At 59.4% G+C, this 13,016-nt stretch carries 9 protein-coding genes and 1 pseudogene; 6 read left to right on the forward strand and 4 right to left on the reverse strand.

The window, feature by feature from the left end; genetic code table 11:
- Positions 1 to 132: 132 nt before the first annotated feature.
- Positions 133 to 519: pseudogene (locus BA177_RS19210) on the forward strand (type I restriction endonuclease subunit R); the annotation flags it as partial.
- 73 nt (positions 520 to 592) lie between these two features.
- Here BA177_RS19210 and BA177_RS17185 read toward each other — a convergent pair.
- The gene (locus BA177_RS17185) at positions 593 to 2,008 is read right to left on the reverse strand and encodes an HNH endonuclease signature motif containing protein (RefSeq protein ID WP_068618267.1); all 1,416 of its coding nucleotides are present in this window, start codon (positions 2,006 to 2,008) and stop codon (positions 593 to 595) included.
- Positions 2,009 to 2,394: 386 nt separating this feature from the next.
- Complete coding sequence (gene yghU / locus BA177_RS17190; RefSeq protein WP_068618269.1) at positions 2,395 to 3,237, reverse strand: glutathione-dependent disulfide-bond oxidoreductase; 843 nt, start codon at positions 3,235 to 3,237, stop codon at positions 2,395 to 2,397.
- Between the two features lie 373 nt (positions 3,238 to 3,610).
- On the opposite strand from yghU, the gene BA177_RS18830 reads away from it, so the two are divergent.
- Positions 3,611 to 4,351 (forward strand): SpoIIAA family protein, encoded by a 741-nt coding sequence (locus BA177_RS18830; protein ID WP_068618271.1) that lies wholly within the window; start codon positions 3,611 to 3,613, stop codon positions 4,349 to 4,351.
- A 41-nt stretch (positions 4,352 to 4,392) separates the two neighbouring features.
- Here BA177_RS18830 and BA177_RS17200 read toward each other — a convergent pair whose 3' ends face one another.
- Positions 4,393 to 5,991: an FMN-binding glutamate synthase family protein gene (locus tag BA177_RS17200; RefSeq protein WP_068618273.1), complete on the reverse strand. Its 1,599-nt coding sequence runs from the start codon at positions 5,989 to 5,991 to the stop codon at positions 4,393 to 4,395.
- Positions 5,992 to 6,151: 160 nt separating this feature from the next.
- On the opposite strand from BA177_RS17200, the gene fdhD reads away from it, so the two are divergent.
- From fdhD to fdhF, 4 genes are read left to right on the forward strand one after another with little or no spacing between them, the layout of a single operon-like run.
- Positions 6,152 to 6,991 (forward strand): formate dehydrogenase accessory sulfurtransferase FdhD, encoded by an 840-nt coding sequence (gene fdhD / locus BA177_RS17205; protein WP_068618275.1) that lies wholly within the window; start codon positions 6,152 to 6,154, stop codon positions 6,989 to 6,991.
- Positions 6,992 to 7,006: 15 nt separating this feature from the next.
- Positions 7,007 to 7,474, forward strand: a complete 468-nt coding sequence (locus tag BA177_RS17210) for a formate dehydrogenase subunit gamma (protein ID WP_068618276.1) — start codon at positions 7,007 to 7,009, stop codon at positions 7,472 to 7,474.
- Between the two features lie 4 nt (positions 7,475 to 7,478).
- Complete coding sequence (locus BA177_RS17215; protein WP_068618278.1) at positions 7,479 to 9,056, forward strand: NADH-ubiquinone oxidoreductase-F iron-sulfur binding region domain-containing protein; 1,578 nt, start codon at positions 7,479 to 7,481, stop codon at positions 9,054 to 9,056.
- Complete coding sequence (gene fdhF / locus BA177_RS17220; protein WP_068618280.1) at positions 9,053 to 11,881, forward strand: formate dehydrogenase subunit alpha; 2,829 nt, start codon at positions 9,053 to 9,055, stop codon at positions 11,879 to 11,881. The genes BA177_RS17215 and fdhF overlap by 4 nt, the downstream gene beginning before the upstream one ends.
- Before the next feature lie 25 nt (positions 11,882 to 11,906).
- Here fdhF and BA177_RS17225 read toward each other — a convergent pair whose 3' ends face one another.
- Positions 11,907 to 13,013, reverse strand: coding sequence for an AI-2E family transporter (locus tag BA177_RS17225; RefSeq protein ID WP_082990223.1), 1,107 nt, complete (start codon positions 13,011 to 13,013; stop codon positions 11,907 to 11,909).
- Between the last annotated feature and the right edge of the window lie 3 nt (positions 13,014 to 13,016).

Raw genomic sequence — 13,016 nt, forward strand, 5'->3', positions numbered from 1 at the left:
CCACGCCTGCACTCGCACGTGAGCCACTGCTTCGAGTTGAAGATTCCGCCTCTCTTCATCGACATCGATATCCCCGGCGAGCGCTCGTCGCTGGTAAAAGACATCGATGGCAACGGTCTCTACGGAGCGACCGAGGTCGGTACAGCCAGAGCAAGAAGCAAGGAAGGGGTGTTCCTGTCACAGATCATCACACGCCTGAACGGGCTGTTCGTAACGGACGGACTGACGGTTAATGACCTGATCAACTATGCCTATGCGATTCGCGACAAGGTCAGCGAGAACTCAGCGGTAATGCATCAGATTGCCAACAACTCGGCGGAACAGGCGCTGCTGGGAGATTTCCCCGGCGCGCTGGATGACGCCGTGATTGACAGCGGTGAAGCGCACCAGAGCCAGATGCTGCAGTACCTTAATAACAAAGCCTTGCAGGCTGGCTTTCAGCGGGTGGTTTTCGATTTGCTGTTAGCACAACGTGCCGCGGAAGCCCGCGCAAACAAGAATGCGGAGCGGGATGGTTAACGCGGCGTGGGCGCAAACGTTCAGCGGTACTTTGCTAACCGTAGGGAGCTGACCAGCACACAGGGTTTCAATATCAATCGCACACCGGAGCACTCTTCGCGTAGGTGATGGGCGGATGATTCACAAACAAATGCGCCACCGCCAACCCCCAGTCACAACGCTCCCCTGCCCACTTCGTTACGCACGTCTTCGCATCCACGTGCCCGCAGTCCAGCTCCTGCGCTAACCACGCCTTCGGTTCCTGTACGGCGGCCGGTGCTTTCATCTCGAACGCGGCCGGGATGACGTTACCGCGGGGGGATTTGAACACCACCGCGCCGTAGCGGTTAACCTCGCAACCGAAGCCGCCCTCGTGCACCAGCCGGTGATGATGGCGGCACAGCGTCACCAGGTTTTTGAGGCTGGTTTCGCCACCGTCGGCCCAGTGTTTGATGTGATGGCCATCGGTGTGGCGGCTGTGGGTGCAACCGGGGAAGCGGCAGCCGCCGTCTCTTACCCGCAAGGCTCGCTGTATCGAAGGTGGAATGGCGCGGGTCTTGCGGCCGACGGTGAGCGGTTCGCCCTGACTGTCTTTGAAGATGGGCACGATGGAGCAATCGCAACCGATGCGGCGGGATGTTTCCGCGGTAACGCGGGGGCCGTCGTCCAGTCGCGGCAAGTCGAGGTGCTTGGCGGATGACGTTTGCCCCGAGGGCACGTCGTCCGCGGTAACGTGCACGACCACCTGGTAACGGTCGGCGGTTGAGCCTTGCGGCGATTCGTTCTCGAGATACGCCTCCGCTATTTCGGCCAGTGCGTCGGCGCGGCGGGTGGCGATACTCTCTTTTTCTCTAACCGGCGTTTCCGCGGTAACGTAGTTCGTTTCACTGGCAGCGTCTTTGATTTCCCTTGCGGCCTCGAACTGCCGGTCGAGTGCCAGATCCATTGCCTTCAGTAACAGCGCACCCTGCTCGGCCGGCAGTCTCGCCGTAATCACGAGGCAGCCGTCGTCGTCCCAGCGGGTCGTCATTTCACGCAGATCTTGCGGTGTCTGGTTCTTCGCCACCTCTCTTAGACGATTCACTCGTCCGTATCCGCGTACCAATTTCTCAACGTGATGTGCCGTGCCGTGGCGGGCAAACATCAGCAGGTAGTCTTCCGTCTCCGCCGTCGCGGCGCGAGTGATGGCCCGCACTTTCGAATAGGAAATCTCACCGCGCGCGAACGCCTTGCTGATTTTTGGCAGACCCTTCAACGCTCGCGCCACCCGCACCTTCTCGCGAGCCGCGTTCATGCCGATGCCGCATTGCCAGTTCAGCCAGTGCGCGCAGGAATGTACGCCGCCGAGTTGCCAATAGCCCTGCTCGTCAAACTCTGCCACGAGTTCGAGGAAGCGGTGGTTGGCGGCGGTGATGTAGGCGTACAGCTCGGTGATCCGGGCGGCCAGGGTGTCGCTCCGGGTGTACTTATCGCTGCGCTGGATGTGCGCGCATTGGCTGGCTGCAGGCATGGCGGACTCCGCTTTAAATAACTGTTTTTATATACAGTAATTTAGAGCGAAACCGAATAAATATCAATAAGTTAAATGGCCGTAAACGTGCATATTTAACCCCAAACGGGGAAGCTATGAGGCAGTGCCCGCCAGGCAAATACCGACGTTACCGCGGGGGGATTTCCAGTACCGGGGAACGGCAGGGCGACTTTATGCCCGGAGTGCTGGAAGTAACTGCTGGGGTCCTGGTCAGCGTTCAGGAGGCTGTGAATAGAGCTGTGCGGCAATCAGCAAACGACGCATTCGAATCCAATCGTGACGCAGCGGTAAATTGTGCTGGCGATGCATCCCGGCCCGCTTTGTACCAGCCCGGGCAAACATTGCTGCCCGGGCCTCGCCACTCTCTAATCCAGGTCACTCGCGGCATGCCGCTCACGCAACTGCTTGTCTTTCGGACCAGTGGTCTTGTTCACACGCTGGCCGCGGCGGACCGCCGGGCGCTGTTGTATCTCTTGCGCCCAGCGCAAGACATTGGCGTAGGTCTTTACGTCCAGGAATTCCTGTGCGTCATACTGGCTGCCGTTGACCAGGCTGCCGTACCAGGCGTGGTTGGCAATGTCCGCTATCGTGTACTCATCGCCACTCAGGTAGCGGCGTTCGGCAAGATTGCGATCCAGCACGTCAAGCTGGCGCTTGACCTCCATTGCGTAGCGGTTGATCGGGTATTCGTACTTTTCCGGCGCGTAAGCGTAGAAATGCCCGAAGCCGCCGCCGAGAAACGGTGCACTGCCCATCTGCCAGAACAACCATGACAGGCACTCGGTACGCTCAACCCGATCCTTGGGCAAAAACGCATCGAATTTTTCGGCGAGATACAAAAGGATGGCGCCGGACTCGAACACCCGAGTCGGTGGCGACGTGCTGTGATCCATCATTGCCGGAATTTTCGAATTGGGATTCACGGCAACGAAGCCACTGCTGAACTGGTCGCCTTCGCCAATATCGATGTACCAAGCGTCGTACTCCGCTTCTTTTTTCCCGAGCGCAAGCAGTTCTTCGAGCATCACGGTCACTTTCACGCCATTTGGCGTCGCCTGCGAGTACAGCTGCAACGGGTGCTTGCCGACCGGAAGCTCTTTGTCATGCGTGGCACCAGCTATCGGCCGATTGATGCTGGCGAACCTGCCGCCGCTCGCCTGATCCCATTGCCAGACTTTGGGAGGCGTGTAGCTTCCGTTATTGCTCATTACTGCGTCGTCCAAGTTTAAGTTTGCTGACCGGAACAAATGGCGGCAGCTGAGGCGAAATCAAGGGTCAACTGCGATAAGCCCCCCGCGCAATGGCCGCAAAAGTCACACTGACAACAGCGCAACACAACTATGTTTCAGAAGAAACCTATAGTGCAGCAATCGGTTCTCCGCAGTCACATCGAAAAGCAGGGAGCCACCACAGCCCGCACGAGTGCAATGGCCGGCCGCTGTTGCCGGCCCATAACTGCGGGGACACCGGCTCAACAGAAGCATTTGTCGGCGCTCGTTGGTCTGATTTCGTGAGACCAGCCAAATGGCAGTAGGCTAGAATTCAAGGTGAATATCGCTGAGTTGCAGGCGAGGTCGACAAATGCTTACTCGCATAGTGGAACTGCCGGATAACGTGGTCGGATTTCAGGCCAGCGGGACAGTTACGGCCAGGGATTATCAAACCGTCCTCGTGCCCGAGCTCGAAGCCACGCTGCAGCGGCACAACAAGGTTCGGCTGCTGTACTGTCTGGGCAGCGATTTCGATGGATTCAGCGGTGCGGCCGCCTGGGAAGATGCCAAGGTCGGCCTGAAGCATCTGGCACGGTTCGAGCGAGTCGCTGTTGTGACCAACGTCGACTGGATACGGAATTCGGTCAAGGCGTTCGGCTTCGCTCTGCCCGGCGAAGTCAGAATCTTCGCCAATGCCGGTTTGCAAGACGCCAAAGCATGGGTATCCGAGATCGACGCCAAGGGCAAACTTGAGTTCGAGTTTGACAAGAAACGAGGCGTTTTAATCTTGCAGCCGCGCGGTGAGCTGGACGCTGTCGATTTCCAGCGCGTTGCCAATGAGATCGATCCTTACGTTGAATTGATGGGCAAACTAAGAGGCGTGATGATCGTCGCGAAACATTTTCCCGGCTGGGAAGACCTGAGCGCACTCGCCGCTCATTTCCGCTTCGTGAGAGACCATCGCCGCAAGGTCAAACGACTGGCAATTGTCTCCGACGACAAGCTGATGTCAGCGCTGCCGTTTCTCGCCAAGCACTTCCTCGTGGAAGAAGCCCGGCACTTTCCCATGAAAAAGAAAACTGAAGCGCTGACCTGGCTCGGTCAGGACTGATACGAATTGTCATTGCAAAAACGCAGTGAACAGCTGCGGTGTCAGTGAACGTTGCGCGTGTCAGCGTCAATCGACGCACGTTCCCAGTCGACTTTCCAGCCACCGGTCGCCGTGCCATTGATGAGCTGGCCGGGCTCCAGCCACTCATAGGTATCGGCCAGGTTCGCCGTTTGATTGGAACTCAGCCGCCGCTGTATGTGCGCCGGTGTCAGCTCGGTTGCATGCTGTAAACCCGCGGCACAGACCAGGTCGGTCAGCGCATTCACCGTGTGCCGGTGAAAGTTCGCCACCCGCTCCGCTTTGTGCTCAACAACGAGGCCGCGTTGCCGGGCCGCATCCTGAGTAGCGACCCCGACGGGACATTCGTTCGTGTGGCACTTTTGCGATTGCAGGCAGCCGAGCGCAAACATGAAACCGCGTGCGCTGTTGCACCAGTCGGCACCCATTGCCATGGCCACAGCCATGTCAAAGCCGGACACGATCTTGCCGCTGACGCCAATCCTGATTCTGTCGCGAATGCCGCAGCCGATCAGCGCATTGACCGCGATTAACAGGCCTTCCCGGCGCGGCGTGCCTACATGATCGGTGAATTCGACCGGAGCCGCACCAGTACCACCTTCCTTGCCATCGATGACAATGAAGTCGGGGTAGATGCCGGTATGAAGCATCGCTTTGCACAAGGCGAGGAATTCCCAGCGATGCCCGATACACAATTTGAAGCCCACCGGCTTGCCATTGCTGAGCTCTCTCAATGAGCCAATGAATTGCATCATCTCGACCGGTGTTCGGAAGGCCGAGTGCTGCGACGGTGAAACACAGTCAACGCCGACAGGCACGCCGCGAGTCGCGGCGATTTCCGGGCTGACCTTCTGCCCGGGCAGGATGCCGCCGTGGCCAGGTTTTGCGCCCTGTGACAATTTGATTTCGATCATGCGAATTTGCGGATTCACGGCGCGCTCCCGAAAACGTTCCGGGCTGAAAGTGCCATCATCGTTGCGGCAGCCGAAATAGCCGGTACCAAACTCCCAGATAATGTCGCCTTCGTGCTCCAGGTGATAAGGGCTTATGCCACCCTCCCCGGTGTCGTGGGCAAATCCACCGATCTTCGCGCCGGAATTAAGCGCTCGTATCGCCGCTGCGCTCAGCGAACCGAAACTCATGGCGGAGATGTTCAATACAGATGATGAGTAAGGCTGCTTGCAGTCCGGGCCACCTATATCAATGCGCATCGCCTCAGCCGGCCTGGCTGCCGGAAACATGGAATGGTTCAGCCACTCATAACCTACCGACTTGACATCACGCTCGGTGCCAAACGGCACAACATCCACATCATTCTTCGCGCGCTGGTACACCAGTGAGCGCTGCTCGCGATCGAACGGCGTACCGTCCGTGTCGCTCTCGATCAGGTACTGGCGAATCTGTGGACGTATGGACTCGAACAAGTAGCGTAACGCCCAGATAATCGGATAGTTCCTGGCCAGGCTGTGCCGGGTCTGCACGACATCCCAGATCCCCCAGGCCGTCAAGGCTCCAAAACCCGCAGCGAGAACAATGAGCCACATCGCCGAGGTCATTACCGCCAGTGTCGAGGTAATGACAGCGAGTGTGATGACGATGATGAACGTTGTGTATCGAAGCATTGCGGGTATCCCGGTTCTGGATGGCTACGGAGTTGTCGACACCCCGGTGCGCACGCTGTGCTGCCGACCGGGCTCGCGGCGGTCGCCGCGCCTCAGTGTAACACCGGGTCCGGGCGGCTACGGTATACTGCCGTGCTAGCGAGCATGACGGTCCAATACCATGAGTGGCAGCAGTCTGGCGATCGACATCAGCAGCGTAAGCGGCGGCAGGCGCGAGACTCGCGAAGACCGGGTTGCCGTTGAGGAACCGCTCGAAATTCAGCTGGCGTGGCCCGGCCCCGACGGCTGTGCGGCCAAGAGCATTTCAATCACCATGCGCACACCGGGCCACGATGCGGATCTCGCGCTGGGCTTTCTCATTGCCGAATCCATAATCTCGCAGGCTGCTGATATCGCGCAGGTCGCACACGTCGGCCCTGAAAGCGCAGACGGCTATCGCAATGTCATTCGCGTGGAGCTGGCTGACGGCGTCAGCGTCGACATCGACCGCCTGCAACGCCACTTCTACACAACCTCAAGCTGCGGTGTCTGCGGTAAGACCTCCATGGACGCACTACGGGCAACCGGTGCGCTGCCGCTTGCGGGTAAAGATCCGCAGTTTGCGCGGGCAATCTTGACGGCCATGCCACAGCGATTGCGTGACCTGCAAGCCGTGTTCGACGCCACCGGCGGACTGCATGCGGCGGCGGCATTCACATCACAAGGTGAAATCGTCGTCGCGCGGGAGGATGTCGGGCGGCACAATGCGGTGGATAAAGTCGTCGGCTCGTTGCTGAATGAGCAACGCCTGCCCGCCAGCGAACTGGGACTGATGGTATCGGGCCGGGCGAGTTTCGAACTGGTACAGAAGGCGCTGGTTGCCGGCATCCCGCTGCTGGCTGCCGTTAGTGCACCGTCCAGCCTCGCAGTACAGCTGGCCACCGAGTTCGGCATGACACTGGTCGGCTTCCTGCGGGACGAACGATTCAACATCTACGCGGGCGCGGACCGCATTGTCTAAGAGGACACCGCACACATGACGATGAATTACGACGCGGAAACAGGCGCTGAAATCATTGGCCGTTTTGCTGCCCGGCCGGAAATGCTGGTGCAGATCCTGCACGGCTTTCTTGAGCACTATCGCTGCGTACCTCGCGAGGCCATCCCGCAAATCGCGAGCGCATTGAACCTGTCGCGTGCCGACGTGCACGGCGTGGTCAGTTTTTATCACGACTTCCGCGAACACCCACCCGGTGACACCGTGATTCGTATTTGTCAGGCGGAATCCTGTCAGGCTATGGGCAGCCGCGCGCTGACCGAGCATGCGAAGAAGAGTTTGAACATCGACTTCCATCAAACCAGCAACGACGGCACGGTGACTCTTGAACCTGTGTACTGTCTTGGCAACTGCGCCTGTTCACCGGCGGTCATGATCAATGACCGCATTTACGGGCGGGTCGATAACGACAGGCTCGACCGCTTGCTTGCCGAAGGTCGGGGCTGAATCGATGAGCGCCGCCACCCGCATTTATGTGCCGCGCGAGACATCCGCCGTCTCACTGGGCGCTGACGATATCGCCGCCGCTATTGCGGCTACCGCGAAATCGCATGAGCAAAACGTGGAGATTATCCGCAACGGTTCGCACGGCGCCTGCTGGCTGGAACCGCTGATCGAGGTCGATTGTGCCGGTGAACGTATTGCCTACGGCCCGGTAACGCTCGCGGACATTGACTCCTTATTCGCTGCGGGCATGCTCACCGGCGGAGCTCATCCACTGCGCCATGGCCCGGTCGCGAATATCCCTTATATACGGCGACAGGAGCGCTGGACGCTGCAACGTGTCGGTGTCACAGACCCGCTGTCGCTCGATGACTACCGTGCGCACAACGGATTCACCGGCCTCGCGCAAGCTTTCGCGATCGGACCTGCTGCCATTGTTGCGGCAGTCACTGCCGCCGGACTGCGCGGTCGCGGTGGTGCCGGTTTCCCGACCGGCATCAAATGGAACACAGTCGCTGCCGCAGAAGCCGACCAGAAATACATCGCCTGCAATGCCGACGAGGGCGACAGCGGCACTTTCTCTGACCGCATGCTGATGGAAGGTGACCCGTTCGCGTTAATCGAGGGCATGTTGATCGCCGGCTTCGCGGTCGGTGCCAGTCGCGGTTACGTCTACCTGCGCTCCGAATACCCGCTGGCGCGGGAAATATTTTCCAGCGCACTGTCCATTGCCCGCGAGCACGGCTGGCTCGGTCTGAATATCGGCGGCCGCGGCTTTGATTTCGACATCGAGCTGCATATCGGCGGCGGTTCTTACGTGTGCGGCGAAGAAACCGCCATGCTCGACAGCCTCGAAGGCAAAGCCGGCATCGTGCGTTTCAAACCGCCGTTACCGGCCCTTGAAGGACTGTTCGGCAAACCGACCGTCGTGAATAACGTGATCACGCTCGCGACCGTGCCCAACATACTGGCTCGCGGCCCCGAACAGTACGCCGCGCTTGGCGTGAATCGCTCGAGGGGCACTCTCGCATTTCAGTTGGCCGGCAATATCCGCCGCGGTGGTGTCGTTGAAGTACCATTCGGCCTGACGCTGCGCGAACTGATTGATGACTTCGGCGGCGGCACCGCCAGTGGCCGACCGATACGTGCGGTCCAGGTCGGCGGTCCGCTCGGAGCGTACCTGCCCGAATCGCAGCTCGACGTCGCACTCGATTACGAAGCATTTTCGGCGATTGATGCGCTGATCGGTCATGGCGGCATCGTTGTTTTTGATGACACCGTCGATATGGCAGCACAAGCGCGTTTCGCGATGGAGTTCTGCGCTATCGAATCCTGCGGCAAGTGCACGCCGTGTCGTATCGGCTCCGTGCGCGGAGTCGAAGTTATCGACCGTATCGTTGCTAACAAGAACCGCGAAGCCAATCTCACATTGCTGACCGACCTCTGCGACACGATGGTCGACGGCTCGCTGTGCGCGATGGGCGGCATGACGCCATTCCCGGTACGCAGCGCGCTCAAACATTTTTCGGAAGACTTCACCGCTGCCAGTTCTCCGCAGAGCAACGGCACGGGAGGAAACGCATGACTGTTATTCGCGAAGCAGACCTCGGCACACCCGCAAGTACTGCTACAGAAACTGTCACGGTCGAAATCGACGGCAAAGCATTGACCGTGCCTGTCGGAACCTCCGTCATGCGGGCAGCCCGTGGTGCCGGTGTGGATATCCCCAAACTTTGCGCCACAGACAGCCTCAAAGCGTTCGGCTCCTGCCGTCTGTGTGTTGTCGAGATCGAGGGCCGCAAAGGCTGTCCCGCCTCCTGCACGACGCCCGTCGCCGAGGGCATGCAGATACGCACACAAAGTGACGGTATCGCGAAGCTGCGACGCAATGTCATGGAACTGTACATTTCAGACCACCCGCTGGATTGCCTGACCTGCTCCGCCAACGGCGATTGCGAATTGCAGGACATGGCCGGCGCCGTCGGACTGCGGGACGTGCGCTACGGTATGGATGGCGCCAATCATCTCGATGCCAAAGTTGACGACAGCAACCCGTATTTTTCGTTCGACCCGTCGAAGTGCATCGTTTGCTCGCGCTGTGTGCGCGCTTGCGACGAGGTGCAGGGCACGTTCGCCCTGACCATCGAAGGGCGCGGTTTCGAGGCGAAAGTCGCGGCAAGCAGCGGCGAGAGTTTCCTGGACTCCGAATGCGTTTCCTGCGGCGCTTGCGTGCAGGCCTGCCCGACGGCGACCTTGATGGAGAAATCCATCATTGAGCACGGCCAGCCCGAGCACAGCGTGCTGACGACCTGCGCGTACTGCGGCGTCGGCTGCTCGTTCAAGGCCGACATGCAGGGCGATCGCGTCGTGCGCATGACGCCGTACAAGGATGGCCAGGCGAATCACGGACACAGCTGCGTCAAAGGCCGTTTTGCCTGGGGCTATGCCTCGCACCGCGAACGCGTGCTGGAACCCATGATTCGCGAATCCATCGACGAACCGTGGCGCAAGGTGAGCTGGGACGAAGCAATTGGCTACGCGGCTACACGGTTGCGTGGCATACAGGAGAAATACGGCCGCAAGTCCGTGGGCGGAATTACTTCGTCGCGTTGCACGAACGAGGAGGTGTTCGTCGTGCAGAAACTTGTGCGGGCCGCCTTTGGCAACAACAACGTCGACACCTGTGCGCGGGTTTGCCATTCGCCCACGGGCTATGGCCTGAACCAGACGCTGGGCACCTCCGCCGGTACGCAACCGTTTGACAGCGTGATGGACGCCGATGTCATCGTCATTATCGGCGCCAACCCGACGGTTGCTCACCCGGTATTTGCATCGCAGATGAAACGCCGGCTGCGAGAAGGCGCGAAACTCATCATCATCGATCCACGCCGCATAGACCTCGTGCGCTCGCCGCACGTGCAGGCGGACTACCATCTGCCATTGCTGCCAGGCACGAACGTTCCGGTCATCAACGCGCTGGCGCACGTGATTGTCAGTGAAGGTCTGGTGGACCAGGACTACGTTGCGCAGCGTTGCGATCCGGATTCCTTCGCTGCCTGGAAAGCCTGTGTGCTGAAAGAAGAAAATTCGCCGGAAGCGGTCGCGAAAATATCCGGCGTAGCGGCGGACGATATTCGCAGCGCGGCGCGGCTGTACGCAACGGCCGGTCGCGGCGCGATCTATTACGGCCTCGGTGTTACCGAGCACAGCCAGGGCTCGACGATGGTCATGGGCATGGCCAACCTCGCCATGGCGACCGGCAACATTGGTTTTTCCGGTTGTGGCGTAAACCCTCTGCGTGGCCAGAACAACGTGCAGGGCTCCTGCGATATGGGCTCGTTTCCTCACGAGCTGGCCGGCTACCGGCCGGTCTCGGATGACGCAGTACGGGGCTCATTTGAGAAACGCTGGGGCGTCGAGCTCGACCCGGTACCGGGCTACCGCATACCCAACATGTTTGATGCGGCGATTGCCGGCGAGTACAAGGGCATGTACATCCAGGGTGAGGACATTGCGCAATCCGACCCCAATACACAACACGTCGAAGCCGCGCTGCTGGCAATGGATTGCGTTGTGGTTCAGGACCTGTTCCTGAATGAAACCGCAAAGTTCGCGCACGTGTTTCTGCCGGGCACCTCGTTTCTGGAGAAGGATGGCACCTTCATCAACGCCGAACGTCGCATCAATCGCGTACGCCCGGTAATGAAACCGCAGCAAGGCAAAGCCGAATGGCTCATCACCCAGGAACTGTCACAGGCCCTTGGTTACGACATGCACTATGCCTCGGAAGCCGAAATCATGGACGAGATCGCGGCACTGACCCCAACGTTCCAGGGCGTGTCGTTCGACTTCCTTGATCGCTACGGCAGCGTGCAATGGCCGTGCAACGAGAAAGCACCGCTGGGTACGCCGATCATGCACATTGATCAGTTCGTGCGCGGCAAGGGCCTGTTTATCGAAACAGACTATGTGCCAACCGAAGAACGCAGCAACCGCAAGTTCCCGCTACTGCTGACTACGGGCCGCATCCTGTCGCAATACAATGTTGGCGCACAGACACGCCGCACCGAGAATATTGTTTGGTATCACGAAGATCTGCTGGAGATACATCCGCACGATGCGGAGACCCGCGGCATACAGGACGGGGATCAGGTCAGTCTGCGCAGCCGGAAAGGCGAGATCACCTTGCGCGCAACGATTACCGAGCGTGTTCAACCCGGCGTCGTTTACACCACCTTCCACAACCCGGAAACCGGCGCCAACGTCGTCACGACCGAGTACAGCGACTGGGCTACCAGCTGCCCTGAGTACAAAGTAACCGCTGTGCAAGTCGCACCGGCTGCCCGCCGCTCGGAATGGCAGCACAAGTTCGCAAAACGCGCGGCGAAACAGGAAGTGACCGAGACCTGAAATATCTGCGCGTATCGACGCCTTGCTAGCGCAACGCGGGCAGCCTGTCTCCGTCCGCCTCATTGCGAACAAACCGGCCAATAGGGTTGAGGCTTGGTACGTTGTCACAGATCACTTTGATGATGGTCACGATCGGTACCGCCATCAATGCACCAGCAACACCCCACAACCAGCCCCAGATAATTACCGACAGGAAAATGAACACGGGACTCAACGCCATTCGGCGCCCCAGTATCGCCGGTGTCACCAGTTGCCCTTCAAGGATGGTCAGCACCAGTAGTGCAGAGGGAACCATCGCCGCCTCTGCCAGTGTGTCGAAAGTGGTTAGCCCAACAATCGTCAGTACACTCGCGGAGGCCACGGCCCCGAGGTAGGGAGCGAAATTGAACAGGGCGGTCATCAATCCCCACAGGAAGGGGTTTGGCACGTCCAGCAAATACATCGCGCCACTCAAGGCCAGGCCAAGTGACAAATTGATCGCTGTCACGGTTAGCAGGTAGCGGGACAGTTCGGAACGCACCTGCCGTGCGATGGTGACGATACGCCGGCACTCTTGCCAGCTCCGGCCACACAGCGTGATGCGGCGTAACAAGGTGTCTCCGGAGGCAAGCAGGAAGAAAGTCAGGAAGACGACGATACCAACGAAGGTCAGAACTGATGGCAGACTGCCGACTATGTTCTCGAACATGCCGGGACCGCGAACGACCACTGACTGCGCTTTAGCTGGCGCGTCGGACTGGCCCAGCTCGGTAACCTCTGCGGCAATTTCCTGGATGTCGGCCAGTTTTTGGTTTGCCGAGAAGCTGTAGGTCTTCAGGTCGCGTATAGAGCGCGGCGCTTCTTGCAACCACTGTTCAGCCGGTTCGGCGAGTGCTCCGAAGATCAATACAACAAGCGCCAGAAGGCCTGTAACCAGTGTCGCGGCTGTGAATGCGGCGGGTACGTGAAGTCTCTGAAAGGCGCGCACAACCGGTGACAACAGAAAATTCAGCAAGATCGCGAAAGCGATCGGGACCAAAAGCTCCGCGGCCTGATAAAGCGTTGCGAGAACGGCCAGAGGTGCCACCGTCAGCATCGCATACGACGAAGGTCGCCTCCGTTTCTCTGTCGCCAGCGGTGTCAGCGTGTTCATCAC

This window comes from Woeseia oceani, assembly GCF_001677435.1.
In the GTDB taxonomy this organism is placed as follows: domain Bacteria; phylum Pseudomonadota; class Gammaproteobacteria; order Steroidobacterales; family Woeseiaceae; genus Woeseia; species Woeseia oceani.

What these genes read in the sequence shown, in the direction of transcription:
- BA177_RS17225 (WP_082990223.1), bottom strand. Translation starts at nt 13,013, where the DNA reads ATGAACACGCTGACACCGCTGGCGACAGAGAAACGGAGGCGACCTTCG.
- BA177_RS17185 (WP_068618267.1), bottom strand. Translation starts at nt 2,008, where the DNA reads ATGCCTGCAGCCAGCCAATGCGCGCACATCCAGCGCAGCGATAAGTAC.
- BA177_RS18830 (WP_068618271.1), top strand. Translation starts at nt 3,611, where the DNA reads ATGCTTACTCGCATAGTGGAACTGCCGGATAACGTGGTCGGATTTCAG.
- fdhF (WP_068618280.1), top strand. Translation starts at nt 9,053, where the DNA reads ATGACTGTTATTCGCGAAGCAGACCTCGGCACACCCGCAAGTACTGCT.
- fdhD (WP_068618275.1), top strand. Translation starts at nt 6,152, where the DNA reads ATGAGTGGCAGCAGTCTGGCGATCGACATCAGCAGCGTAAGCGGCGGC.
- BA177_RS17215 (WP_068618278.1), top strand. Translation starts at nt 7,479, where the DNA reads ATGAGCGCCGCCACCCGCATTTATGTGCCGCGCGAGACATCCGCCGTC.
- yghU (WP_068618269.1), bottom strand. Translation starts at nt 3,237, where the DNA reads ATGAGCAATAACGGAAGCTACACGCCTCCCAAAGTCTGGCAATGGGAT.
- BA177_RS17210 (WP_068618276.1), top strand. Translation starts at nt 7,007, where the DNA reads ATGACGATGAATTACGACGCGGAAACAGGCGCTGAAATCATTGGCCGT.
- BA177_RS17200 (WP_068618273.1), bottom strand. Translation starts at nt 5,991, where the DNA reads ATGCTTCGATACACAACGTTCATCATCGTCATCACACTCGCTGTCATT.